Consider the following 23,136-nt stretch of genomic DNA (forward strand, 5'->3'; position numbering starts at 1 on the left):
AAACGAGCGCAAAGCATTGCGTCCGGCGTCCGAAAGGTGGAAGCGTAGCGCCATGAATATCAGGACTTCGCGCCGCGGCAGCAGCGCTCCCACGATCAGCGACGTCGCCCGCGCCGCCGGTGTTTCGTTGATGACCGTCTCGCGCGTCATCAACAACGAGGCCAATGTCCGCCCCGCCACCCGCGAGAAGGTGGAAGCGGCGATCGCCCAGCTCAACTATGCCCCCAACCCCGCCGCGCGCAGCCTGGCGGGGGCGGCGCAGATCCGTGTCGGCATGCTCTACAGCAATCCCAGCCAGGGGTATCTGAGCGAATTCCTGCTCGGTACGCTCGACCAGGCCTCGCGCCTCGACGTGCAGATGGTGGTCGAGAAGTGCGAGATCGGCGATCATGAGATGGAAGTGGCGCGGCACCTGATCAAGGGCGGCATCGATGGCGTGATCCTGCCCCCGCCCCTGTGCGAGGCGGACGCGGTGCTGGCATTGTTGCGCGAGGCGGGAGTCCCCTCGGTGGTGGTCGCGACCGGTCGCGCGCCCGAGGAGATGCCCGAGAAGACCATGGCGGTGCAGATCGACGACCGCGCGGCGGCGGAGGAGATGACCCGGCATGTGATGACCCTGGGCCATCGCCGGATCGGCTTCATCTGCGGCAACCCCAATCTGACCGCCAGCGCGCGGCGTTACGAGGGGTTCCGCGCCGCGCTGGAGGCGATGGGCGTGCCGTTCGACGAGGATCTGGTCGCGCCCGGCCTCTATACCTATCGCTCGGGGCTGGACGCCGCCGAGCGGCTGCTCGACCTGCCCGAGCCGCCGACCGCGATCATCGCCTCCAACGACGACATGGCGGCGGCCAGCGTCGCGGTGGCGCACCGGCGCGGGCTGGACGTGCCGAGCGACCTGACGGTGTGCGGCTTCGACGACACCACCCTATCGACGACGATCTGGCCCGAGCTGACCACCATTCACCAGCCGATCGCCGACATGGCGCGCGCGGCGGTGGAGATGATGGCGACGGTCATCCGGCAGAAGAATGGCGACGCCGCCCCGCACCGCCTGCTCGACTACAGCCTGATCCGCCGCCAGTCGGACGCCGCCCCACGCCGCCGCCCGCGCGAAATCTGATGCGCGGGCATATTCCGTCGCAATGGGGGAATGGCGGTGGATGCGCATGCTTGACGGCACGGTGTTTTAAGATAGCGTTACCATGATGACCGGTCGCATATCGCGCCGGTGACAGGACATTGCCGTGTCGATAGGCGAAGACGCCATGCACGGATCAGGAGAGGGCCCGAGGTGACCGACAAGACAAGGGGATTGGACGCTGGCAGCGTCAATCATGGTTTCATCACCGCGATCGTCGCCGTCGCGACCATCGGCGGTTTCATGTTCGGCTATGATTCGGGGGTCATCAACGGCACCCAGAAGGGGCTGGAGGCGGCCTTCGATCTCGGTCGCCTGGGTATCGGCGTCAATGTCGGCGCGATCCTGGTCGGCTCGGCGATCGGCGCGTTCGGGGCGGGCCGCCTGGCCGATGCGATCGGCCGTCGCAACGTCATGATGCTGGCCGCGGGCCTGTTCCTGGTCAGCGCGTTGCTGGCGGGGGCGGCGAGCAATTCGATCATCTTCATCTTCGCGCGCATCATCGGCGGCCTGGGCGTCGGCGCGGCGAGCGTCATCTCGCCCGTCTATATCTCCGAAGTGACGCCTGCGGCGATTCGCGGACGCCTGTCGAGCCTGCAACAGGTGATGATCATCACCGGACTGACCGGCGCCTTCGTCGCGAACTTCGCGCTGGCCCGCTATGCCGGTGGCTCGACCGCCGAATTCTGGCTGGGCTATCCCGCCTGGCGCTGGATGTTCTGGCTTCAGGCGATCCCGGCGGCCATCTATTTCGCGGCGCTGTCGATCATCCCGGAAAGCCCGCGCTTCCTGGTCGCCAAGGGCCGCGATGCCGAGGCGCACACCGTCCTGACCAAGCTGTTCGGCCAGGCCGAGGCGACCCGCAAGGTGGCCGAGATTCGCGCCAGCCTGGCCGCCGATCATCACAAGCCGAAGCTGTCCGATCTGGTCGACAAGACCACCGGCAAGATCCGCCCGATCCTGTGGGCGGGCATCGGTCTGGCGATCTTCCAGCAGTTGGTCGGCATCAACGTCGTCTTCTATTATGGCGCGACCCTGTGGGAAGCGGTCGGCTTCTCCGAGGATTATGCGCTTCAGACCAACATCCTGTCGGGCGTGCTGTCGATCGCGGCCTGCCTGTTCACCATCGCGACCGTCGACAAGATCGGGCGCAAGCCGCTGTTGCTGATCGGATCGGCGGGCATGGCGGTGACGCTGGCGATCGTCGCCTATGCCTTTTCGACCGCCGTCACCGGCGCGAATGGCGGCGTGACCCTGCCCGGCAACAATGGCGTGATCGCGCTGGTCGCGGCGAACCTGTACGTCATCTTCTTCAACGCCAGCTGGGGCCCGGTGATGTGGGTCATGCTGGGCGAGATGTTCCCGAACCAGATCCGCGGTTCGGGCCTGGCGGTGTCGGGCTTCGCCCAGTGGATCGCCAATGCCGCCATCTCGGTCAGCTTCCCGGCGCTGGCCGTGTCGCCGGGCCTGAGCGTGACCTATTTCGGTTATGCCTTCTTCGCGGCGGTCTCGTTCTTCTTCGTTCGCGCGATGGTCAAAGAAACGCGCGGTCGCGAGTTGGAGGACATGGCGGGCTGATAGCCCACCGGACATGGTAAGATGCCTGAAGGGCCCGCTTCCAAAGGGGAGGCGGGCCCTTTTGTCCTTTCCCCACCCTCCGTTCAGCCTGAGCGAAGTCGAAGGCCACGCCGGACCGTTTCCGGTGTCCCGGAGGCAAAGGGATTCCCTTGGCCTTCGACTTCGCTCAGGCCGAACGGCGTACGGGTTTCGGGGGGCGGGGTTGGAGTGGGGGAGAGACTAACCCCGCCCGGCCTGGATCAGGATCGAGTCGGACGGCAGCAGCCGGTCCATGAAGGGCAGCATCGCCGCGCCGATCGCGGGGGCGTCCTGTGCCGTGCGGGCGGGGCGGATGACCGGGCGGGCGGGCAGTTCGATCCCCGCCAGCGCCTGGCGCAACCCCTCCGCCAGCCGGTGGAGCAGCCAGGCGGGCAGGCGTCCGCCGATCAGGATCGCATGCGGATCGAACAGGGTCGTGACCGCGACGAAGGGCTGGATCAGCGAGGCGATCGAATCGACGATCCACTGGTTGAGCACGGCGGACAGCTTCGGGTCGTCATGCTCGCTGAGCGTTTCGGGCGACTCCAGCCCAAGGCCTGCCGCCGCCAGCCGGACCTGAAGCCCCGCCAGCGACACGGTGTCCTGCACCACCGCGCCCGGCCGGTCGGCGGTGGGATCGGGCATCAGGCCGATCTCGCCCGATCGGCGATGCGCGCCGCGATGATAGCTGCGGTCGATGATCAACCCGCCCCCCAGGCCCGCCGTGATCAGCAGGTAGAAGAAGCTGGGGCACTCGAAATCCTGGTCATACTGCGCCTCGCCCAGCGCGGCGGCGGCGGCGTCGTTGTCGCGGTGGATCGGCCAGGGCAGCAGGGGGGCGAGCAGCGTCTCCAGATCGACCCCGACCCAGGCGTCATAGCCCCGCGTCTGATTGGGCAGCGAGCGGTCGACCCCGTCCGGCATCGCCACCCCGACCCCCAGCACGCGCGAACGGTCGACGCCGCCCTCCACCAGCGCGGGGCCCAGCGTATCGCGGATGAAGGCCAGCACGTCGTCAGGGCTGGCGAAACCGATCTCTCGCGTGGCGCGGGCGCGAACCCTGCCGCTCAGGTCGAGGATCGCGATGGCCAGATGGTCGCGATCGATGGTCAGGCCGATGCCGAACGCGCCGTCGGGGCACAGCTCGATCTTCAGCGCGGGCTGGCCGCGCCCGCGATGCAGCCGCCCGGCGGTGCGGATCAGCCCCATCTCGATCAGCCGCCCGGTGATGTTGGCGATGGTCGGCGGGGTCAGGCCGGTCTGGTTGGCGATGGCGATCCGGGTCGTTTCGCCGTGGATGCGGATCACCTGGAGCACGGTGCGCAGATTATAGTCGCCCGCCCGCTCCAAATTGGTGCCGGACAGGCCGCGCGACAGCCGGGCGTCGCGCGAATGCACCTCGACCGTGCGCGCGCGGCCGGGCGGCATGCGGTGCGGCGATGGCATCTGGTTCGTCTCCCCGTGGTGGTGGAGCGAAGCGTCTTCGTCCATCTCCTCCCGGCGGCAGGATCGACCCACCGCCAGCGCCGGTCAAGTGAATTGTCCGACCATTCCGACCGCCCCGGCCTATCGACCGGGGCGACGCGGGGTTCAGGATGCGCTCGCCGGGGTCAGTTTGATGAGGCGCCCTTGCGACTCGCCGCCATCCTCCAGCACATAGATGGCGCCGTCCGGCCCCTGTTCGACCTCGCGGATGCGCGCGCCCATGTCCCATTGATCGCCCTTGGTGGCGTTGGTGCCGTTCAGGTCGACGCGGACCAGCGACTTGCTCGACAGCCCGCCGATAAAGGCGTCGCCGCGCCACTGCGGGAAGAGCGATCCCGAATAGATCATCAGCCCGCCGGGCGAGATGACCGGGTTCCACCAGACCTTGGGCGCTTCGTATCCGTCGCCCGCGCGGTGATCGGGAATGTCGCGCCCGTCATAATGCGATCCGTTGGAGGCGTTGGGCCAGCCATAATTCCGGCCCGGCAGGATCAGATTGACCTCGTCGCCGCCCTTGGGGCCCATTTCCTGCTCCCACAAATTGCCCGAGGCGTCGAAGGCGAGACCGAGCAAATTGCGATGGCCATAGGACCAGACCGCCGGATCGAACCCTTGCGCGGCCAGCGGATTGCCGGGGGCGGGCTGGCCGTCCGGGGTCAGGCGCAGCACCTTGCCCAGCGTCGCCTTGGGGTCCTGGGCGGGCGTGAATTTCTGCCGGTCGCCCGCCGTGAAGAACAGATATTGGCCATCCGGCGAGAAGGCGATCCGGCCCGAATAATGGCCATCGCCGGTCACCGCAGGACTGGCGCGCCACAGCGCCTCGATCTCGGCAAGGCGGGCCGCGCCATTGCTCTCCTGCAACCGGCCGCGCGCCAGCACGACCCGCTTGCCGCCCTCGGCGGCGGCCGAATAGCTGAAATAGACGCGGCGGCTCTGGGCGAAATCGGGGGCGAGGACCACGTCCATCAACCCTCCCTGGCCCGCCGAATCGACCGGGATGGTCGCGATCGTCTGACGCTGTTGCCCGTCCGCGCTGACCAGCAGCATCCGCCCGTCCTTCTCGGTCACCAGCATCCGCCGGTCGGGGAGGAAGGTCATCGCCCAGGGCGCGTCGAAATCGGCGATGACGGTCCGACCGAAGGGCTGGCCGTCCGCCGCCGTCGCGGGCGGCGTGGCGGAGGCGGAGGGCGAGGGGCTGGGCGTGCCGCCGGGGGCGACCGTCACCGGCGGCGTCGCGCCCGTCTCATCGGGCCCCGGTCCATTGCCCGAACAGGCGATCAGGGCCACCGGCAATGCGGCGAGCAGCGGCATCTTCATCTCAGTCTCTCCCGGAAGGCCGTCCCGGCCCTTGGCCAGCGTAACGCTTCGATATGCGTGCTTGTTTCGCAAGCGCGTTGCAGGTATAGACTGCGGCATTCTCTTACATCGTCGGGTGAAAGAGGCTGCGGGACGGGTTCCGCGGCACCGATCCGGCACATCTGGAGCTTTCATGGCGGACATCGCCCTTCTGACGCAACTCATCGAACCCGAGGCCAAGGCGCTCGGCTTCGAACTCGTGCGCGTGAAGATGTATGGCGGCACGTCGGACCCCACGCTCCAGGTGATGGCCGAGCGCCCCGACACGCGCCAGCTCAACATCGACGACTGCGCCGACCTGTCGCGCCGCATCTCCGATGTGATGGACGCGCTGGAGGAGCAGGGCCGCGACCCGATCGACCATGCGTATCGGCTGGAGGTGTCCTCGCCCGGTATCGACCGTCCGCTGACCCGGCTGAAGGACTTTGCCGACTGGGCGGGGCATGAGGCGCGGATCACGTTGGCCGAGAAGCGGAACGGCCGCAAGCAGTTCAAGGGCGATCTGGCCGGGGTCGAGGGTGAGAATGTCATCATCGTCGATGGGGAAGAGGTTCGCCACGAACTGCCCTTCTCGGGAATCGAGGACGCCAAGCTCGTCATGACCGACCGGCTGATCGCCGCGACGGTGCCGCTGTCCGTCGAGGGCGCGGAAGAGGTTTATTATCAGGACGCGCCCGATACGGACGGCGCCACCACGGAAGGACGGCACTGATGGCTACCGCCATTTCCGCCAACAAGGCGGAACTGATCGCGATCGCGAATGCGGTCGCCTCGGAAAAGATGATCGACAAGGGCATCGTCATCGAGGCGATGGAGGACGCGATCCAGCGCGCCGCCCGTGCCCGCTACGGCGCCGAGAACGACATCCGCGCGAAGCTCGATCCCAACTCGGGCGACCTGCGCCTGTGGCGCGTCGTCGAGGTGGTCGAGCAGGTCGACGATTATTACAAGCAGATCGACATCAAGGGTGCCGAGAAGCTGCAAAAGGGTGCCGCGATCGGCGACTTCATCGTCGATCCGCTGCCCCCGATCGAATTCGGCCGCATCGCGGCGCAGGCGGCCAAGCAGGTCATCTTCCAGAAGGTCCGCGACGCCGAGCGCGACCGTCAGTATGACGAGTTCAAGGACCGCCAGGGCGAGATCATCACCGGCGTCGTCAAGCGTGTCGAGTTCGGCCACATCGTCGTCGACCTGGGCCGCGCCGAGGGCGTGATCCGTCGCGACCAGCAGATTCCGCGCGAAGTCGTCCGCGTGAACGACCGCATCCGTTCGCTGATCCTGAACGTGCGTCGCGAAAATCGCGGGCCCCAGATCTTCCTGTCCCGCGCGCACCCGGACTTCATGAAGAAACTGTTCGCGCAGGAAGTGCCCGAAATCTATGACGGCATCATCGAGATCAAGGCCGCCGCGCGCGATCCGGGCAGCCGCGCCAAGATCGGCGTGATTTCGCACGATTCGAGCATCGACCCGGTCGGCGCCTGCGTCGGCATGAAGGGCAGCCGCGTCCAGGCCGTCGTGCAGGAAATGCAGGGCGAGAAGATCGACATCATCCCCTGGTCGCCCGACACCGCGACCTTCGTGGTGAACGCGCTCCAGCCCGCGAACGTCAGCCGCGTCGTGATCGACGAGGAAGAGGACCGGATCGAGGTCGTCGTTCCCGACGATCAGTTGTCGCTCGCCATCGGTCGTCGCGGCCAGAATGTCCGCCTGGCCAGCCAGTTGACGGCCAAGGCGATCGACATCCTGACCGAGGCCGACGCGTCGGAGAAGCGCCAGAAGGAATTCGTGGCGAACTCCGAACTGTTCCAGAACGAACTGGACGTGGACGAGACGCTGGCGCAGCTTCTGGTCGCCGAGGGCTTCGGCGCGCTGGAAGAGGTCGCCTATGTCGAACTCGACGAATTGGCCGCGATCGAGGGCTTCGACGAGGATCTCGCGCAGGAACTGCAAAGCCGCGCGCAGGAAGCGCTGGACCGCCGCGAACAGGCCGCCCGTGACGAGCGTCGTGGCCTGGGCGTCGAGGACGCGCTGGCCGAAATGCCGTACCTGACCGAGGCGATGCTGGTCACGCTGGGCAAGGCGGGCATCAAGACGCTCGACGATCTGGCCGACCTCGCGACCGACGAACTGGTCGAGAAGAAGCGCGCCGAGCCGCGCCGTCGTGGCGACGATGCCCCGCGTCCCGCCCCGAAGGGCGGCATCCTGGCCGAATATGGCCTGAGCGACGAGCAGGGCAACGAGATCATCATGGCCGCCCGTGCGCACTGGTTCACCGATGAGGACGAACCCGCTGTGGAAGCCGGGGAAGAGCAGGCGGAGGGCGACGAAGCCTGATGCCGTTCGTCTCGATCCGTCTGGCGGGCACCGCCTCCAAGCAGCAAAAGGCCGGGATCGTCGCCGACGTGACTCGTTCGCTGGTGGAGCGGCTGGGCAAGAACCCGGCCGCCGTCCAGATCGTGATCGAGGAAGTCTCGACGGAGAATTACGGCGCGGGCGGTCAGTTGATCGCCGACCGTGACGCTCCCGCCTCGAACCAATCCTCTGGCACCCGGGGAGACGCGCATGCGGAACCGGGACGATGAGCGCGCTGGCGTAAACACCGCTTCGGCCGGAAAGGGCCGGAGTCCCCGGAATGCGGCCAAGGCCGCCCGCGACTCGATCGACGGGCCGGTCCGCCGCTGCATCCTGTCGGGCGAGCATGACGCGCGCCCGCACCTGATCCGTCTGGCGCTGGCGCCCGACGGGCGGGTGCTGCCCGATGTCCGCGCGAAGGCGCCGGGGCGGGGCGGCTGGATCGGCGTGACCCGCGCCGAACTGGAAATCGCTATCCAGAAGGGGCGGTTGAAGGGGGCCTTGGCCCGCGCCTTCAAGACGGGCGAGTTCTCCATTCCCGACGACCTGCCCGACCTGATCACCGCCGCGCTGGAACGCAACGCGCTCGACCGGCTGGGACTCGAGTCGCGCTCCGGCATGTTGCTGACGGGATCGGACAAGATCGCGACGGCGGCGCGCTCGGGACAGTTGCATGCGCTCTATCATGCGTCCGATGCTGGCGAGGATGGATGCCGCAAGCTGGCGCAGGCGTGGCGCGTCGGATCGGATCGTGAAGGGTCCGATCTCAAGGGGTTGGCACTGCCTGCCACACGCCCCATATTGTCAATGGCGTTGGGCCGCGAAAATGTGGTACACATCGGCCTGACAGATCGTAACGCGGCAAAGCGGGTGAGCGAAGCGCTCGACCGCTGGCTGCATTTTATCGGACCCGACCCTGTGGCAACGCCTTGCGAAACGGCCTCGCAAGGCGCATCGGCGTCCGACATTACCGGTGACCGAACGGCCGTGACCGTACACGAGGATTTTGAGTGAGCGAGACCGACAACGACAAGCCGAAACTCGGAATGCGCCAGCCTTTGGGGCTGAAGCGCACGGTCGAGACCGGCAAGGTGAAGCAGAGCTTCAGCCACGGCCGCTCGAACACCGTGATCGTCGAGACGAAGCGCCGTCGCGTCCTGGGCCCGCAGGGTGGCGCGCCCGAGGCGGCCGCGCCTGCACCGACTCCGGCCCCGGCAGCCCCCATGGCCGCCGCGCCGGTCGCCCCGCCGCGCCCCGTTCCGTCGAACGAGACGGCGCAGGAGCGTCAGGCCCGCCTGCTGCGTGAGGCCGAGGAACAGCGCCTTGCCATGCAGGAAGAGATGCGCCGCCGCGAGGATGCCGAGCGTCAGCAGCGCGCCGAGGAAGAGCGCCAGCGCGCCGAAGAGCGTGCGCGTGCCGCCGCCGAGGCCGCCGCTGCTCCGGCGCCCGAGCCGACGCCCGCCCCGACTCCGGCACCGGCTCCCGAGCCTGTCGCCGAAGCGCCTGCCCAGGTGAACGCCCAGCCGGAAGCCCCGGCCGCGCCGACCATCTCGGTCCAGCCGCGTCCCTTCCGTCCGGTCGAGCGCCCGGTGATCCCGGCCCCCGAGCCCAAGGCCGAAGAGCCCAAGGTCGAGGCTGCGGCTCCGACTCCGGCCCCCGCGCCGACGCCTGCGCCCGCTCCGGTCGCGGCGAAGCCCGCGCCTGCGCCCGCCCCCGCTCCGGCGGTGCCGACGCCGCCGATCCTGGGTCGCGATCCGTCGATGCCTGCGCCGCGCCGTTTCTCGCCGGTGCAGCGCCCCGAAATCCCGAAGCCCGCCCCCAAGCCCGCGCCTGCGCCCGCCGCGGCGGCGGCTCCGGCGGCGGCCAGCGCGCCGAGCGGCAACGCCTCGGCTCCGTCGGGCGGCGCACCGCGCTCCCTGCCCTCGGGCCAGCCGACGCCGCGCAACGCGCCTCCGGGCCGTCCGCAGCAGCGCGACCGCAAGGGTGACGAGCGTCGTGGCGGCAAGCTGACCGTCAACCGTGCGCTCAACGAGGACGGTGCCCGCGCCCGCTCGCTCGCCGCGCTCAAGCGTGCCCGCGAAAAGGAAAAGCGTGGCTTTGGCGGCCCGCGCGAGCCGCAGGTCAAGCAGGTCCGCGACGTGCAGGTACCGGAAGCGATCACCGTTCAGGAACTCGCCAACCGCATGGCCGAAAAGGGCGCGGATCTGGTCAAGGCGCTGTTCAAGATGGGCATGCCCGTCACCATGACGCAGACCATCGACCAGGACACGGCCGAGCTGCTGGTGACCGAATTCGGCCACAACATTGTCCGCGTCTCGGACAGCGACATCGACCTGGCGCTCGACACCAGCGAGGATGCGGCCGAGAGCCTGCAGCCGCGCCCGCCGGTCGTGACGATCATGGGCCATGTCGACCATGGCAAGACCTCGCTGCTCGACGCGCTGCGCGGCACCGACGTGGTGCGCGGCGAAGCGGGTGGCATTACCCAGCATATCGGCGCCTATCAGGTCACGCTGAAGGACAAGTCGAAGATCACCTTCCTCGACACGCCGGGCCACGAGGCTTTCACCCAGATGCGCGCGCGCGGTGCCGACGTCACGGATATCGTGGTGCTGGTGGTCGCGGCCGATGACGGGCTGATGCCGCAGACGATCGAGGCGATCAACCACACCAAGGCGGCGGGCAAGCCGATGATCGTGGCGATCAACAAGATCGACAAGCACGACGCCAATGCCCAGCGCGTCCGCGAGCGTCTGCTCGAACACGACGTGCAGGTCGAGGAAATGGGTGGCGAAACCCAGGACGTCGAAGTGTCGGCGCTCAAGAAGATCGGTCTGGATACGCTGATCGAAAAGATCCAGCTTCAGGCCGAACTGCTCGAACTGGCCGCCAACCCCGACCGCGCCGCCGAGGGCAGCGTGATCGAGGCCAAGCTGGACAAGGGCCGTGGTCCGGTCGCGACCGTGCTGGTCACGCGCGGCACGCTGAAGGTCGGCGACGTGTTCGTCGTCGGCGCGGAAAGCGGCAAGGTCCGGGCGCTGGTCGACGACAAGGGCCGTCAGGTGAAGCAGGCCGGTCCGGCGATGCCGGTCGAGGTTCTCGGCCTGTCGGGCGTGCCTCAGGCGGGCGATCTGTTGCAGGTCGTCGAGAATGAGGCGCGTGCCCGTGAGGTCGCCGAATATCGACAGAGCGTGGTGCTCCAGAAGCGCACCACCTCGGCCCCGGCCAGCCTGGAGTCGATGTTCTCGGCGCTGAAGGCGAACCAGGCGAAGGAATATCCGCTGGTCGTGAAGGCGGATACGCAGGGCACCGTCGAGGCGATCGTGGCGTCGATCACCAAGATCCAGTCGGATCTGATCAAGGCGCGTATCCTGCACTCGGGCGTCGGTGGCATCACCGAGTCGGACGTGACGCTGGCAGCCGCGAGCGGAGCCCCGATCATCGGCTTCAACGTCCGTGCCAACGCCAAGGCGCGCGAGATCGCCGAGCGGAACAAGGTGGCGTTGAAGTACTACGACGTCATCTATGACCTGATCGACGAGATTCGTGCGGGCATGGCGGGCGAGCTGGGTCCCGAGGCGTTCGAAACGGTCGTCGGCCGCGCCGAAATCCGCGAGGTCTTCTCGGCGGGCAAGATCGGCAAGGCCGCCGGTCTGCTGGTCACCGAGGGTGTCATCCGCAAGGCGCTCAAGGCGCGCATCACGCGCAACGACGTCATCATCTACCAGGGCGAGATCAACTCGCTCCGCCGGTTCAAGGACGATGTCGCCGAGGTTCGCGCCGGTCTGGAATGCGGTGTGACGTTCACGCAGAACTTCACCGACATCAAGGCGGGCGACTATCTCGAAACCTTCGAGGTCGAACTGCGCGAGCGTTCGCTCTGATGACGGCGGGGCGGTGGGAGTGATCCTGCCGCCCACGCTTTATGCCGGAATGAGTCGCGGTCGCCTGTCCGGCGGCCGCGATTTTCGTTTGAGAAGAAACGGAACATGGTCCAGTCCAAAAATCCCGCCGAACCCTCGGTCCGCCTGCTGCGCGTCGGCGAGCAGGTCCGCCATATCCTGTCCGAAATCCTCGCGCGCGGCGACGTGCATGACGAGACGCTCGCCAAGCATATGGTCAGCGTGACCGAAGTGCGCATGTCGCCCGACCTGCGCCACGCGACCGTCTTCGTGAAGCCGCTGCTCGGCAAGGACGAGGAGGTCGTCATCAAGGCGCTGCGCACCAACACCGCCTATCTCCAGCGCGAGGTCGCGCACCGGGTGAAGATGAAATACGCCGCCAAGCTGAAATTCCTGGCGGACGAGAGCTTCGACGAGGGAAGCCATATCGACTCGCTGCTCCGCTCGCCCAAGGTGTCGCAGGATCTGGAGGAGGGGGAGCCCTCCGGCGACTGACTCCCGCCCCCCCATTCAGCCTGAGCGAAGTCAAAGGCCACCTTTTGACCGCTGGAAAATAGGGTTCACGCGAAGCTGCGAAGGTTTTTGGTTCGCGCAGAGGCGCGGAGGGCGCAGAGAAGAAGAGCCCTCACCGAATAGGGAGCACCACCCCGGCGAAGGCCGGGGTCCAGTAGCAAAGTGTTGATGGCGCGGCGCGCCAAGGCGGGTGGGGCAAATGCCTCGCGCCCTCGTGTATCCATCGCAACTGGACCCCGGCCTTCGCCGGGGTACGAAGACTTGCAAAATTCCTCTGCGTCCTCCGCGCCTCTGCGCGAATCACGATCAAGCCTTTTCCCTTGGCCTTCGACTTCGCTCAGGCTGAACGGAACGAAGGTCACGGGATGAGGTTCGCGCCGAGGCGCGGAGGACTGTTCGTTATCGCAGCGACGGTCGGGATTATCGATGGAGGCCCCAGCCTTGGCTGGGGCGACGGAGGAGGGCGGATGAGCCCGGCACTCCGCACAGGCTATTTCGATTCCCGACGCGCCAACCCCGATGCTCGATCAGGCGGCGTCCTTTGGCTAAGGACAGCGGATGGCCAAGCTCTATTTCTACTATGCCAGCATGAATGCGGGGAAATCGACCATGCTGTTGCAGGCCGATTTCAACTATCGCGAACGGGGGATGAACACGATGCTGTTCACCGCCGCGATCGACGACCGCTTCGCCTATGGCACCATCGCCTCGCGCATCGGCCTGTCGCAGCCGGCGACGCCCTTCCACGCGACGACCGATCTGGAGGCCTGTGCGCTGGATCGGCACGGCAAGACGCCGCTGGCGTGCATCCTGGTCGACGAGGCCCAGTTCCTGACGCCCGAACAGGTCGACCAACTGGCACGGCTGGCGGACCGGCACCGCATTCCGGTGCTGTGCTACGGCCTGCGCACCGACTTCAAGGGACAGCTTTTCCCCGGATCGGCGCGGTTGCTGGCGCTGGCCGATGCGCTCGGCGAGATCAAATCGGTGTGCGTCTGCGGGGCCAAGGCGACGATGAACCTGCGTGTCGATGGGCAGGGCCATGCCATCGCCGAGGGCGCGCAGACCGAGATCGGCGGCAATGACCGCTATGTCGCGCTGTGCCGCCGCCATTTCGGTGAGGCCTTGGCGGGCGGCACGGTGCTTGAGGCCGGAGCCCAGCCCGACTAACGCCTTGCCGATGCATGGATGGATCATTCTCGACAAGCCGCTGGGGCTCGGCTCGACGCAAGGGGTGAGCGCGGTCAAGCGCGTGTTGCGTCAGGGCGGCTATGGCAAGGGGATCAAGGTCGGCCATGGCGGCACGCTCGATCCGCTGGCGACCGGCGTGCTCCCGATCGCGGTGGGGGAGGCGACCAAGCTGGCCGGGCGGATGCTCGACAGCGACAAGGTGTATGACTTCACCATCAGCTTCGGCATGCAGACCGCGACGCTGGATGCGGAAGGGGAGTCGGTCGCGGAGAGCGATGTCCGGCCGACTCGCGCCGCGCTGGAGGCGGTGCTGCCCCGTTTCACCGGGCCGATCGACCAGGTGCCGCCCGCCTATTCCGCGCTGAAGATCGATGGCGAGCGCGCCTATGACCTCGCCCGGGCGGGGGAAGAGGTGGTGCTGGCGAGTCGCGCGGTGACGATCCATTCGCTCCAATCCTCCCCAAGCTCGCTTGGGGAGGGGGACCATCGCGTCAGCGATGGTGGAGGGGCGGGACGGACCGGCGATGCCCCTCCACCACGCCCTGCGGGCGCGGTCCCCCTCCCCGAGCGAGCTCAGGGAGGATTAGAGGAGGCCACCCTTACCGCCCATGTCTCCAAGGGCACCTATATCCGCAGCCTCGCCCGCGACATCGCCCTCGCACTCGGCACGGTCGGCCATGTCACCATGCTCCGCCGGATCAAGGCGGGGCCGTTCACCCTGGCCCCGGCGATATCGCTGGACAAGTTGAACGAAATGGGGCAGGCGCGCACCCTTGAACAGATACTCCTGCCGCTGAGGGCGGGGCTGGACGACATCCCGGCTCTTGCTCTCGACCCCGACCAGGCAGGGGCGCTCCGTCAGGGGCGTGTGCTGGCCGGGATTGCCGTGGACGATGGCCAATATTTCGCGATGCTGGGGGCTATCCCGGTGGCGCTGGTAGAGGCGCTGGACGAAAATGTCCGGGTCGTTCGTGGTTTCAACCTCGATTAAGAAAGGATCACGATGTCGATCACCGCTGAACGCCGTCAGGAAATCATCAAGGACCATGCCCGCGCCGAGGGTGACACGGGTTCGCCCGAAGTCCAGGTCGCGATCCTGACCGAGCGGATCCAGAACCTGACCGGCCACTTCAAGACCCATGCGAAGGACAATCATTCGCGTCGCGGTCTGCTGATGCTGGTCAACAAGCGCCGCTCGCTGCTCGACTATCTGCGTCACAAGGATGGCGACCGCTATCTGGCGCTGATCGCCAAGCTCGGCCTCCGCAAGTAACAGCGGGGCGCGCAAGCGACCAAAAAAGGGCACTCCCATCGGGGGGTGCCCTTTTTTTATCGGCTGGTGTATGTAGCACCGGGCCGACCGGATGCTGCAAAGGCGCATCCCCAAAGCCTCTATGTCATCAAACCCGGCGAAAGGGCCGGGTAGAGCAATCGGATGGGCGGCAATTCGGCCGACCTCCAGAGCCAATTTTGGCTCAACCCATAGGCCCCGGCGGGATAGGCCCGTCGGAGTGAAGGATATTCCATGTTCAATACCAAGAAAGTGGCCATCGAGTGGGGCGGCAAGACGCTGACCCTCGAAACCGGCAAGGTGGCCCGTCAGGCCGACGGCGCGGTGATCGCGACGCTGGGCGAGACGGTGGTGCTGTGCGCCGTGACGGCCGCGAAGACTGTGAAGGAAGGGCAGGATTTCTTCCCGCTGACCGTTCACTATCAGGAGAAGTTCTCGTCGGCGGGCCGCATCCCCGGCGGTTTCTTCAAGCGCGAGCGTGGCGCGACCGAGCGTGAGACGCTGATCAGCCGCCTGATCGACCGTCCGATCCGCCCGCTCTTCCCCGAAGGTTTCTACAACGAGATCAACTGCATCTGCCAGGTGCTCTCGTACGATGGCGAGAATGAGCCCGACATCCTGGCGCTGGTCGCCGCGTCGGCCGCGCTCACCATCTCGGGCGTGCCCTTCATGGGCCCGATCGGCGCGGCGCGCGTCGGTTACAAGGACGGCGAATATGTCCTGAACCCGACCGATGCCGAAGCGCTGGAAGGCGATCTCGACCTGGTCGTCGCCGCCACCCACAATGCGGTGATGATGGTCGAATCGGAAGCCAAGGAGCTGTCCGAAGAGGTGATGCTGGGCGCGGTCATGTACGCGCACAAGGCGTCGCAGCAGATCATCAACGCGATCATCGACCTGGCCGAGCAGGCCGCCAAGGATCCGTGGGAACTGAAGGTCGGCGACGACCAGAAGGCGGTCAAGGCCGAGCTGAAGAAGCTGATCGGCAAGGATATCACCGCGGCCTACAAGCTGACCGACAAGCAGCAGCGCCAGACCGCGCTGGGCGAGGCCCGCGCCAAGGCGAAGGCCGCCATGGCCGAGCGGAGCCCGCAGGAGCAGCTTGTCGCCGCCAAGCTCGTCAAGAAGCTGGAAGCCGAGATCGTCCGCACCGCGATCCTGAAGGACGGCCGCCGCATCGACGGTCGCTCGACCACTCAGATCCGTCCGATCGAGGCCGAGGTTCATTTCCTGCCGCGTTCGCACGGCTCGGCGCTGTTCACGCGCGGCGAGACCCAGACGATCGCGACCACCACGCTGGGCACCCGCGACGCCGAGCAGATGATCGACGGCCTGAACGGCCTGTCGTACCAGCACTTCATGCTGCACTATAACTTCCCGCCCTATTCGGTCGGCGAAGTGGGCCGCTTCGGCGCGCCGGGTCGTCGCGAGATCGGCCATGGCAAGCTGGCGTGGCGCGCGCTGCACCCGGTGCTGCCGTCGAAGGAGGAATTCCCCTACACCATCCGCGTGACCAGCGACATCACCGAGTCGAACGGCTCGTCGTCGATGGCCACCGTCTGCGGCGGCTCGCTGTCGCTGATGGATGCGGGCGTGCCGCTGAAGCGTCCGGTCTCGGGCATCGCCATGGGCCTGATCCTGGAAGGCAAGGACTTCGCCGTCCTGTCCGACATCCTGGGTGACGAGGATCATCTGGGCGACATGGACTTCAAGGTCGCTGGCACCTCCGAGGGCATCACCTCGCTCCAGATGGACATCAAGATCGCCGGTATCACCGAGGAGATCATGAAGGTCGCGCTGGCGCAGGCCAAGGAAGGCCGCGCGCACATCCTGAACGAGATGAACAAGGCGCTATCCTCGACCCCGGACCGAACTGTCGGCGCACGCGCCGCGCATCGAGACGATGACGATCGACAAGTCGAAGATCCGCGACGTGATCGGCACCGGCGGCAAGGTGATACGCGAGATCGTCGCCACCACCGGCGCCAAGGTCGATATCGACGACGAGGGCGTCATCAAGATCAGCTCGTCGGACGGTTCGCAGATCGAAGCCGCGATGAACTGGATCAAGGGCATCGTCGAAGAGGCCGAGGTCGGCAAGATCTACAACGGCAAGGTCGTCAACCTGGTCGATTTCGGCGCGTTCGTGAACTTCATGGGCGGCAAGGACGGTCTGGTCCACGTCTCGGAGATCAAGAACGAGCGCGTCGAGAAGGTCTCGGACGTCCTGAGCGAAGGCCAGGAAGTCAAGGTCAAGGTGCTCGAGATCGATCCGCGCGGCAAGGTCCGCCTGTCGATGCGCGTCGTCGATCAGGAAACCGGTGCGGAACTGGAGGACAATCGTCCGGCCCGCGAACCGCGTGAACCGCGTGGTGATCGTGGCCCGCGCGAGGGTGGCCGTGGTCCACGTCGTGACGGCGGTGATCGTGGCGGCGAGCGCGGCGGTGATCGCGGGGGCGAAGGCCGCAGCGGCCCCCGTCGCGACCGTGGCGACCGTCCCCGTCGTGAAGGTGGCGAACAGGGCGGTTCGTCCGAATTCGCCGCTCCGGCCTTCCTGACCGGCGATCGCGACTGATCTTTCGCCCTTGGGTGAAAGGAAAAGGGCTCGGGGAAAACCCCGGGCCCTTTTTTGTTGGGGGGCGGCCCCTCCACCACCCGGCTGCGCCGGGCGGTGACCCTCCCCATCGGAGATGGAGAGGATTTGGTTCAGCCCATTCCTCCCCAAGCTCGCTTGGGGAGGGGGACCGCCGCAAAGCGGCGGTGGAGGGGCGGGGACGCTTCGTGGGAAGGTGCTGGCGTGGCCTTCGACTTCGCTCAGGCTGAACGAGTTTGAGGGATAAGGTCTTTACCCACCTCCGCTCGGCCTGAGCGAAGTCGAAGGCCATGGGAATCCCTCACCGCGAACGCCCCTCCATCCACCGGACGATCCCGTCCACCACCTTATCCTCGATCCCATAATGTCGCAGTCATTGTCCGACCGCGTCTCTCCGCCGGAAACGGTCAGCACGCGAACCTGTGGGCTATCCGTCATCGCCGCCGCGATGCGTGGAGCGTTGTCGGGCGGAGCAGGAAGACGGGCTCCGGCCCTTGACGATGCGCCAGCGCGGACAGCCGCGCGACCCGTCGGGCATAGGCGGTGGAACGGCGCATGCCGCGCAAATTCTGCCGCTCGATCGTATCGGGGATCAGGACGGCATAGCTGCGCGCGTTCCCGCAAAGGTCCGAATGATCGCTCTGCAACGGTCATCGGACATTCGGGCCGAACGGCGGAAGAATAGGCCCTCAGCCCGGCTCCTTCGCCCCCTCATGCGCGCTATAGCCCAGCCGGGCATGGCCCTGGACCGGCCCCGCCACATCGGCGACGAGGTAGAGCGGCCGCCGCTTCGACTCGATATAGAGCCGCCCCAGATATTCGCCGATCATGCCCAGCACGAACATCTGCACCGCGCCCAGGATGACGGTGACCAGCATGGTCGAGGTCCAGCCCTGCACCGCCGAACCGGTCAGCCAGCCGATCGCGATATAGACCAGCAGCAGCAGCGAGGCGGCGGTCAGTGCGAGGCCGATATGGCTGGCCCAGCGCAGGGGCGCGGTGGAGAAACCCGTCACCGCGTCGAAGGCGAGCGCGATCATCTTGCCCAGCGGATAGTGCGTCTCGCCCGCAAGGCGCTCGGCGCGATCATAGGGGAAGGGAACCTGACGGAAACCGACCCAGGCGACCATGCCGCGAATGAAGCGCGCCTGTTCGGGCAGCGATTGCAGCGCGTCGAGCGCACGGCGGCTCATCAGGCGGAAATCGCCGGTATCGAGCGGGATCGGCGTATCGGTCAGCCGGTCGAGCATCCGGTAGAAGATCGCCGCCGTCGCCTTTTTGAACAGTGTTTCCCCGGCGCGCTTGCGACGGACGGCATAGACCACGTCCGCGCTCTGCGCCGCCATGGTCGCGCGCATGTCGGTGAGGAGTTCGGGTGGGTCCTGAAGATCGGCGTCGATGATCAGGATCTGCTCGCCCGCGCACAGGTCCAGCCCTGCGGTCAGCGCAAGCTGGTGCCCATGATTGCGCGACAGGTTGATCGCCACCAGATGCGGGTCGGCGGCGGCGAGGCGCTGCATCACCGGCCAGCTATCGTCCTTCGAGCCGTCGTTGATCAGGACGATCTCATAATCCTCGCCCACCGCCGCGCGCGCCGCGCCGGAGATGCGCGCGTGCAGCACGTCCAGACAGGCGGCTTCGTTATAGCAGGGGACGACGACAGACAGGGCGGGGCGCTTCATGACGCCGCCGGTGTAGCGGCGTCGAAGCCGTCCGTCACCCGTTCACGACCAACTTGACCAAACGGCCCGGCGTCAGCGCTTGTTCCGGGTCGAGCCCGTTCAGCGTCACGAACCGCTCGCGCTTGTAATCGGGATAGGCCATGCGCGCCGACAGGCTGTCGATCGTGTCCCCCGCCTTGACGGTAACGATGCTGATCTTCTTGCCGCGAATGCTATTCGCCTCGGCGGTGGACAGCGGCGCGACCGAGGCGAGCAGCGGCTGGAACGGCCCGATGCCGCTACCGGCGGGCGTAACCAGCGTGAAGGTATAGGTCGCCGAGGGGAAGCGATAGGCGACCACCGTCGCATCCACCGCGCGGTTGTTGGCGGCGGCGCGCGTCGTGACCCAGGCATAGGGGATGCCGTTCGCCGTCCCGTTCTGCAACTGGCCGGTCGGCGTGCCGGTGCCGAGCTGGCCGAAACGCTGGGTGATCGCCTGGCCCAGATCGCTGCCCTGGGCGAGCCGCATCTGTGCCTGTCCGCCCTGACCGACGATGCTCACCGCGTCGCTGCCATTGGCGATCGCATAGCCGTTGGGGGCGGTGAATTTCAGCTTGAGGCCGGGATGGCGGAAACTCTGGCCATCGACGATCCCCTCCTTGGGATCGTCGTCATAGGGCATGCCGTCGAGCATCCGCAGATAGGTGGTATCCTGTGGCGGCGTGGTTTCGGGGCGGCCGGTCTGCTTGGCGAGCGCGGCGGCGCGGCGGACGCGGTCGGCGCTGTTGGGATGGGTCGAGGCCCAGGTGGGGATGGCGTTCGCGTCCTTCCCCGCCGTGCGCGCGGCGAGGTCGCTCGATGCGGCCAGCGAGGCGAGCATGTCGGCGGAGGCGTAGGGATCGTAACCGGCGGCGGTCATGTAGCGGATGCCGAGGCCATCGGCCTGATATTCCTGATCGCGGCCATATTTGAGCGTGTAAAGCTGCGCGCCCGTGCCGACCAACTGGGTCGCGACATTGCTGCCGGTCAACAGCCCCGCCCCCGCCGCCAGGATCGATCCGATGGTCGAACGGGTGTTGCGGCTCTGCGAGTGGCGCGCGGCGACATGGCCGACCTCATGCCCCAGCACCGAGGCGAGTTCGGCCTCCGAATTCATCAGCGCGAGCAACTGGCGCGTGACATAGATGTAGCCGCCGGGGATGGCGAAGGCGTTCTCCACCGGCGAGTTGAGCGTGGTGACGGTGAAGTCGCCCTGCGCGTTGGACAGGCCGGACTGGACCGCGACCCGCTTGCCCACCCGCTCGACGAATGCCGCCTGCGGGCCGGTGTAGCGGCCGCCATATTGCGCCACGAGCTGCGGATTGGCCTGCGCCCCTTGCGCCTTGTCGGAGGCGGAGATCGACCGCGCCTGTTGCGCGGCGACGGGTGCGGCGACAAGCGCGAGCATGGCGGCGGCGGTGATGAAACGCATGTTAAGGCTCCCCTGTTCGGGGGTTCCAAAGCGCAGGCGCGGCGCGGGTTCCAGAGTTTTGTTACGGAGGCGTCATCCGGGCGTCAGGATTTTTGCACCGTTCCGCTCCCCGGCGAAGGCCGGGGTCCAGTCTCTTCGCGGCTCAGGACGTGCGAGACGATACAGGGAGACATCTGCTTTGAGCCTCCGATCATTCACCGCAACTGGGCCCCGGCCTTCGCCGGGAACGAAGAAGAATATGGTTCGCGCGGAGGCGCAGAGAGCGCGGAGGTGTCTCGCCCCGCCGCAGATGCAGGCGCCTTTCATCGATCATGAGAGGAAAGATACGCTTGCTGCGCAATGCCCACTTCTCTGCGCCCTCCGCGCCTCTGCGCGAACAAAAGACTTTTTCGCCGCCGATGGCGGTGGATTACCTCAAACCCGCTCGACCGAACTCACCACATCCGCCGCGCGCAACGCCGCCATCAGGCGCATCAGATGTTGTAGGTCGTGCACCTCGACATCGATCAGATTGGTGTGGAAGCGCGTGTCGCGCGTATCCAGCCGGACGTTGATGATGTTCGCCTTATGCTGGCCGATGATCGTCGCGAGGATACCGAGCGCACCGGGCTCGTTCTTGACCATGACCGAGATGCGCGCGGTCGCGCCCTCGCTGTCGTCGCCCCAGGAGACGTCGACCCAGTCGGTTTCCTCGTCGGTCCGGTCGGCGAGTTCGGCCAGCACCGGGCACTGGATCGCATGAACCTCGATCCCCGCGTCCGGACGACGCAGGCCGACGATGCGGTCGCCGGGCACCGGATGGCAGCATTGCGCCAGGTCATAGGCGACGCCGGGGGTCAGCCCCTTGATGGAGATCGCGCTCGACTGCGGCGGCAGGGCGGCCACATCCGCGCCCGCCGATCCGGGCATCAGCGCCTCCATCACGGCGGCATCGGACACCGTGCGCCGGGCGATGGCGATCATCAGATGCGCTTCGTCGGGCATCTTCAGCCGTTGCAGCGCATGGGTCAGCGCGTCGGGCCCGATCTGCGCGGGCAGGCGACGGACGATATCCTCGTACAGCTTGGTGCCGAGCGTCACCTGTTCGGCCCGCTCGGCCTGGCGCAGATGGCGGCGGATCGCGGCCAGCGCCTTGCCGGTGATCGCCAGGTTCAGCCAGTTGGCCTGCGGCGTCTGTCCCGCCGAGCGCAGGATCTGCACCTGGTCGCCATTGGAGATGACGGTGGACAGCGGCACCACCCGCCCGTTCAGCTTGGCCCCCACCGCCTGGTCGCCCAGATCGGTGTGTACGGCATAGGCGAAGTCGATCGGCGTCGCGCCCTTGGGCAACTGGATCAGTTCGCCCTTGGGGGTGAAGGCGAAGATGCGATCCTGGTACATCGCCATCTTCGTATGTTCGATCAGTTCTTCCGGGCTGCCCGCCGTGTCGAGGATTTCAACCAGATCGCGAATCCAGCTTACCTGGGCATCGTGGCGGGTCGCCTGTTTGTAGGTCCAGTGCGCCGCGAGACCGAAATCCGCCTCGGCATGCATTTCGGCGGTGCGGATCTGGATCTCGATCCGCGCATTGTCGGCATGGATGACGGATGTGTGGAGCGAGCGGTATCCGTTGCGCTTGGGGGTCGAGATATAATCCTTGAACCGCCCCGGCACCATCGGCCAGCGGCGATGGATCAGCCCCAGCGCGCGGTAGCAATCCTCCTCGGTCGGGACGATCGCGCGGAAGGCCATGACGTCGGATAGCTGCTCGAAACTGATATGCCGCTCGTTCATCTTGCGGAAGATCGAGAAGGCGGATTTCTCCCGCCCCGTCACCTCCGCCTCGACGCCGCCGCGCGACATCAGCAGTTTCAGGCCCGACGCGATCCTGGCGATCCGGTCGCCGCCGCCCTCCTTCATCTGGGCGAGGCGAAGCGTGATCGACTCATAGGCTTCGGGTTCGAGTTGCTGGAAGGCGAGCATCTGCATCTCCTTCATGAACTCGTACATGCCGATCCGCTCGGCGAGCGGGGCATAGATGTCCATCGTCTCCTTCGCGATGCGGCGGCGCTTCTCCGGCTTCGCGATGTGATGGAGCGTGCGCATATTGTGCAGCCGGTCGGCCAGCTTGACCAGCAGGACGCGGATATCGTCCGACATGGCGAGCAGGAATTTGCGCAGATTCTCGGCGGCGCGCTCGCTCTCGGTCTGTGCCTCGATCTTGGACAGCTTGGTCACGCCGTCGACCAGCCGGGCGACATTGGGACCGAACAGCCGTTCGATCTCGTCATAGGTGGCGACGGTATCCTCGATCGTGTCGTGCAGGATGGCGGTGGCGATCGTCTCGTCATCCAGATGGATGTCGGTCAGGATGCCCGCGACCTCGATCGGATGGCTGAAATAGGGATCGCCCGAGGCACGCTTCTGGCTGCCATGCGCCTTCATCGAGAAGACATAGGCACGGTTCAGCAGCGCCTCATCGGCCTGGGGGTCGTAGTCGAGCACGCGGTCGACGAGTTCATACTGGCGGAGCACGATATCAGATTTGCGTGGTAGGGATGGGCATTGCAACATTTTTGATGCGATCAGGGTGATCGGGTGGGTCTTC

At 66.7% G+C, this 23,136-nt stretch carries 17 protein-coding genes and 1 pseudogene; 12 read left to right on the forward strand and 6 right to left on the reverse strand.

Annotated features, from left to right (window positions below; genetic code table 11):
- Positions 1 to 52: 52 nt before the first annotated feature.
- Positions 53 to 1,120 (forward strand): LacI family DNA-binding transcriptional regulator, encoded by a 1,068-nt coding sequence (locus QE379_RS02225; RefSeq protein ID WP_306997410.1) that lies wholly within the window; start codon positions 53 to 55, stop codon positions 1,118 to 1,120.
- 171 nt (positions 1,121 to 1,291) lie between these two features.
- Positions 1,292 to 2,716, forward strand: coding sequence for a sugar porter family MFS transporter (locus QE379_RS02230; RefSeq protein WP_306997412.1), 1,425 nt, complete (start codon positions 1,292 to 1,294; stop codon positions 2,714 to 2,716).
- A gap of 219 nt (positions 2,717 to 2,935) precedes the next feature.
- Here the strand turns inward: QE379_RS02230 and QE379_RS02235 are convergent, their stop codons facing one another.
- On the reverse strand, positions 2,936 to 4,225 hold the full coding sequence (locus QE379_RS02235) for an ROK family transcriptional regulator (protein ID WP_306997414.1): 1,290 nt from the start codon (positions 4,223 to 4,225) through the stop codon (positions 2,936 to 2,938).
- A 99-nt stretch (positions 4,226 to 4,324) separates the two neighbouring features.
- Positions 4,325 to 5,536 carry a PQQ-dependent sugar dehydrogenase gene (locus tag QE379_RS02240; RefSeq protein WP_306997416.1) on the reverse strand — a complete coding sequence of 404 codons (1,212 nt, stop codon included), beginning with the start codon at positions 5,534 to 5,536 and terminating at the stop codon, positions 4,325 to 4,327.
- Between the two features lie 172 nt (positions 5,537 to 5,708).
- Between QE379_RS02240 and rimP the strand changes: the two genes are divergently transcribed.
- The 10 genes and pseudogenes from rimP to pnp all read left to right on the forward strand — a co-directional run bounded on the left by rimP (position 5,709) and on the right by pnp (position 17,399).
- Positions 5,709 to 6,287: a ribosome maturation protein RimP gene (rimP, locus tag QE379_RS02245; protein WP_306997418.1), complete on the forward strand. Its 579-nt coding sequence runs from the start codon at positions 5,709 to 5,711 to the stop codon at positions 6,285 to 6,287.
- Positions 6,287 to 7,909, forward strand: coding sequence for a transcription termination factor NusA (gene nusA / locus QE379_RS02250; RefSeq protein ID WP_306997421.1), 1,623 nt, complete (start codon positions 6,287 to 6,289; stop codon positions 7,907 to 7,909). The genes rimP and nusA overlap by 1 nt, the downstream gene beginning before the upstream one ends.
- A complete protein-coding gene (locus QE379_RS02255; protein ID WP_306997423.1) occupies positions 7,909 to 8,157 on the forward strand; it encodes a 4-oxalocrotonate tautomerase family protein in 249 nt (82 codons plus the stop codon). The genes nusA and QE379_RS02255 overlap by 1 nt, the downstream gene beginning before the upstream one ends.
- Entirely contained in the window at positions 8,138 to 8,941 is an 804-nt protein-coding gene (locus QE379_RS02260) for a DUF448 domain-containing protein (RefSeq protein ID WP_373461708.1), read from the forward strand. Before QE379_RS02255 ends, QE379_RS02260 begins: the two co-directional genes overlap by 20 nt.
- The gene (gene infB, locus QE379_RS02265; RefSeq protein ID WP_306997425.1) at positions 8,938 to 11,811 is read left to right on the forward strand and encodes a translation initiation factor IF-2; all 2,874 of its coding nucleotides are present in this window, start codon (positions 8,938 to 8,940) and stop codon (positions 11,809 to 11,811) included. Before QE379_RS02260 ends, infB begins: the two co-directional genes overlap by 4 nt.
- Positions 11,812 to 11,916: 105 nt before the next feature.
- Positions 11,917 to 12,324: a 30S ribosome-binding factor RbfA gene (gene rbfA, locus QE379_RS02270; RefSeq protein WP_306997427.1), complete on the forward strand. Its 408-nt coding sequence runs from the start codon at positions 11,917 to 11,919 to the stop codon at positions 12,322 to 12,324.
- Between the two features lie 576 nt (positions 12,325 to 12,900).
- Positions 12,901 to 13,512: a thymidine kinase gene (locus QE379_RS02275; protein ID WP_306997429.1), complete on the forward strand. Its 612-nt coding sequence runs from the start codon at positions 12,901 to 12,903 to the stop codon at positions 13,510 to 13,512.
- A gap of 10 nt (positions 13,513 to 13,522) precedes the next feature.
- On the forward strand, positions 13,523 to 14,524 hold the full coding sequence (gene truB, locus QE379_RS02280; protein ID WP_306997431.1) for a tRNA pseudouridine(55) synthase TruB: 1,002 nt from the start codon (positions 13,523 to 13,525) through the stop codon (positions 14,522 to 14,524).
- A gap of 12 nt (positions 14,525 to 14,536) precedes the next feature.
- Entirely contained in the window at positions 14,537 to 14,806 is a 270-nt protein-coding gene (gene rpsO, locus QE379_RS02285; RefSeq protein ID WP_261268525.1) for a 30S ribosomal protein S15, read from the forward strand.
- A gap of 252 nt (positions 14,807 to 15,058) precedes the next feature.
- A pseudogene (pnp, locus tag QE379_RS02290) lies at positions 15,059 to 17,399 on the forward strand (polyribonucleotide nucleotidyltransferase).
- A gap of 452 nt (positions 17,400 to 17,851) precedes the next feature.
- On the opposite strand, the gene QE379_RS02295 reads toward pnp, so the two are convergent.
- The 4 genes from QE379_RS02295 to QE379_RS02310 form a co-directional block, all read right to left on the reverse strand.
- Positions 17,852 to 18,064, reverse strand: a complete 213-nt coding sequence (locus QE379_RS02295; protein ID WP_306997433.1) for a hypothetical protein — start codon at positions 18,062 to 18,064, stop codon at positions 17,852 to 17,854.
- Between the two features lie 42 nt (positions 18,065 to 18,106).
- Positions 18,107 to 19,099: a glycosyltransferase family 2 protein gene (locus QE379_RS02300; RefSeq protein WP_306997437.1), complete on the reverse strand. Its 993-nt coding sequence runs from the start codon at positions 19,097 to 19,099 to the stop codon at positions 18,107 to 18,109.
- A 34-nt stretch (positions 19,100 to 19,133) separates the two neighbouring features.
- A complete protein-coding gene (locus tag QE379_RS02305; protein ID WP_306997439.1) occupies positions 19,134 to 20,549 on the reverse strand; it encodes a M48 family metalloprotease in 1,416 nt (471 codons plus the stop codon).
- Positions 20,550 to 20,963: 414 nt separating this feature from the next.
- Entirely contained in the window at positions 20,964 to 23,063 is a 2,100-nt protein-coding gene (locus tag QE379_RS02310) for a bifunctional (p)ppGpp synthetase/guanosine-3',5'-bis(diphosphate) 3'-pyrophosphohydrolase (protein ID WP_306997441.1), read from the reverse strand.
- Positions 23,064 to 23,136 lie beyond the last annotated feature (73 nt).

The sequence above is a fragment of the Sphingomonas sp. SORGH_AS_0879 genome, assembly GCF_030819175.1.
In the GTDB taxonomy this organism is placed as follows: domain Bacteria; phylum Pseudomonadota; class Alphaproteobacteria; order Sphingomonadales; family Sphingomonadaceae; genus Sphingomonas.

Bases quoted from the DNA above. Each gene is read 5' to 3' on its own strand.
- QE379_RS02225 (WP_306997410.1), top strand. From the start codon at position 53: ATGAATATCAGGACTTCGCGCCGCGGCAGCAGCGCTCCCACGATCAGC.
- QE379_RS02235 (WP_306997414.1), bottom strand. From the start codon at position 4,225: ATGGACGAAGACGCTTCGCTCCACCACCACGGGGAGACGAACCAGATG.
- QE379_RS02240 (WP_306997416.1), bottom strand. From the start codon at position 5,536: ATGAAGATGCCGCTGCTCGCCGCATTGCCGGTGGCCCTGATCGCCTGT.
- rimP (WP_306997418.1), top strand. From the start codon at position 5,709: ATGGCGGACATCGCCCTTCTGACGCAACTCATCGAACCCGAGGCCAAG.
- nusA (WP_306997421.1), top strand. From the start codon at position 6,287: ATGGCTACCGCCATTTCCGCCAACAAGGCGGAACTGATCGCGATCGCG.
- QE379_RS02255 (WP_306997423.1), top strand. From the start codon at position 7,909: ATGCCGTTCGTCTCGATCCGTCTGGCGGGCACCGCCTCCAAGCAGCAA.
- QE379_RS02260 (WP_373461708.1), top strand. From the start codon at position 8,138: ATGCGGAACCGGGACGATGAGCGCGCTGGCGTAAACACCGCTTCGGCC.
- rbfA (WP_306997427.1), top strand. From the start codon at position 11,917: ATGGTCCAGTCCAAAAATCCCGCCGAACCCTCGGTCCGCCTGCTGCGC.
- QE379_RS02275 (WP_306997429.1), top strand. From the start codon at position 12,901: ATGGCCAAGCTCTATTTCTACTATGCCAGCATGAATGCGGGGAAATCG.
- truB (WP_306997431.1), top strand. From the start codon at position 13,523: ATGCATGGATGGATCATTCTCGACAAGCCGCTGGGGCTCGGCTCGACG.
- rpsO (WP_261268525.1), top strand. From the start codon at position 14,537: ATGTCGATCACCGCTGAACGCCGTCAGGAAATCATCAAGGACCATGCC.
- QE379_RS02300 (WP_306997437.1), bottom strand. From the start codon at position 19,099: ATGAAGCGCCCCGCCCTGTCTGTCGTCGTCCCCTGCTATAACGAAGCC.
- QE379_RS02305 (WP_306997439.1), bottom strand. From the start codon at position 20,549: ATGCGTTTCATCACCGCCGCCGCCATGCTCGCGCTTGTCGCCGCACCC.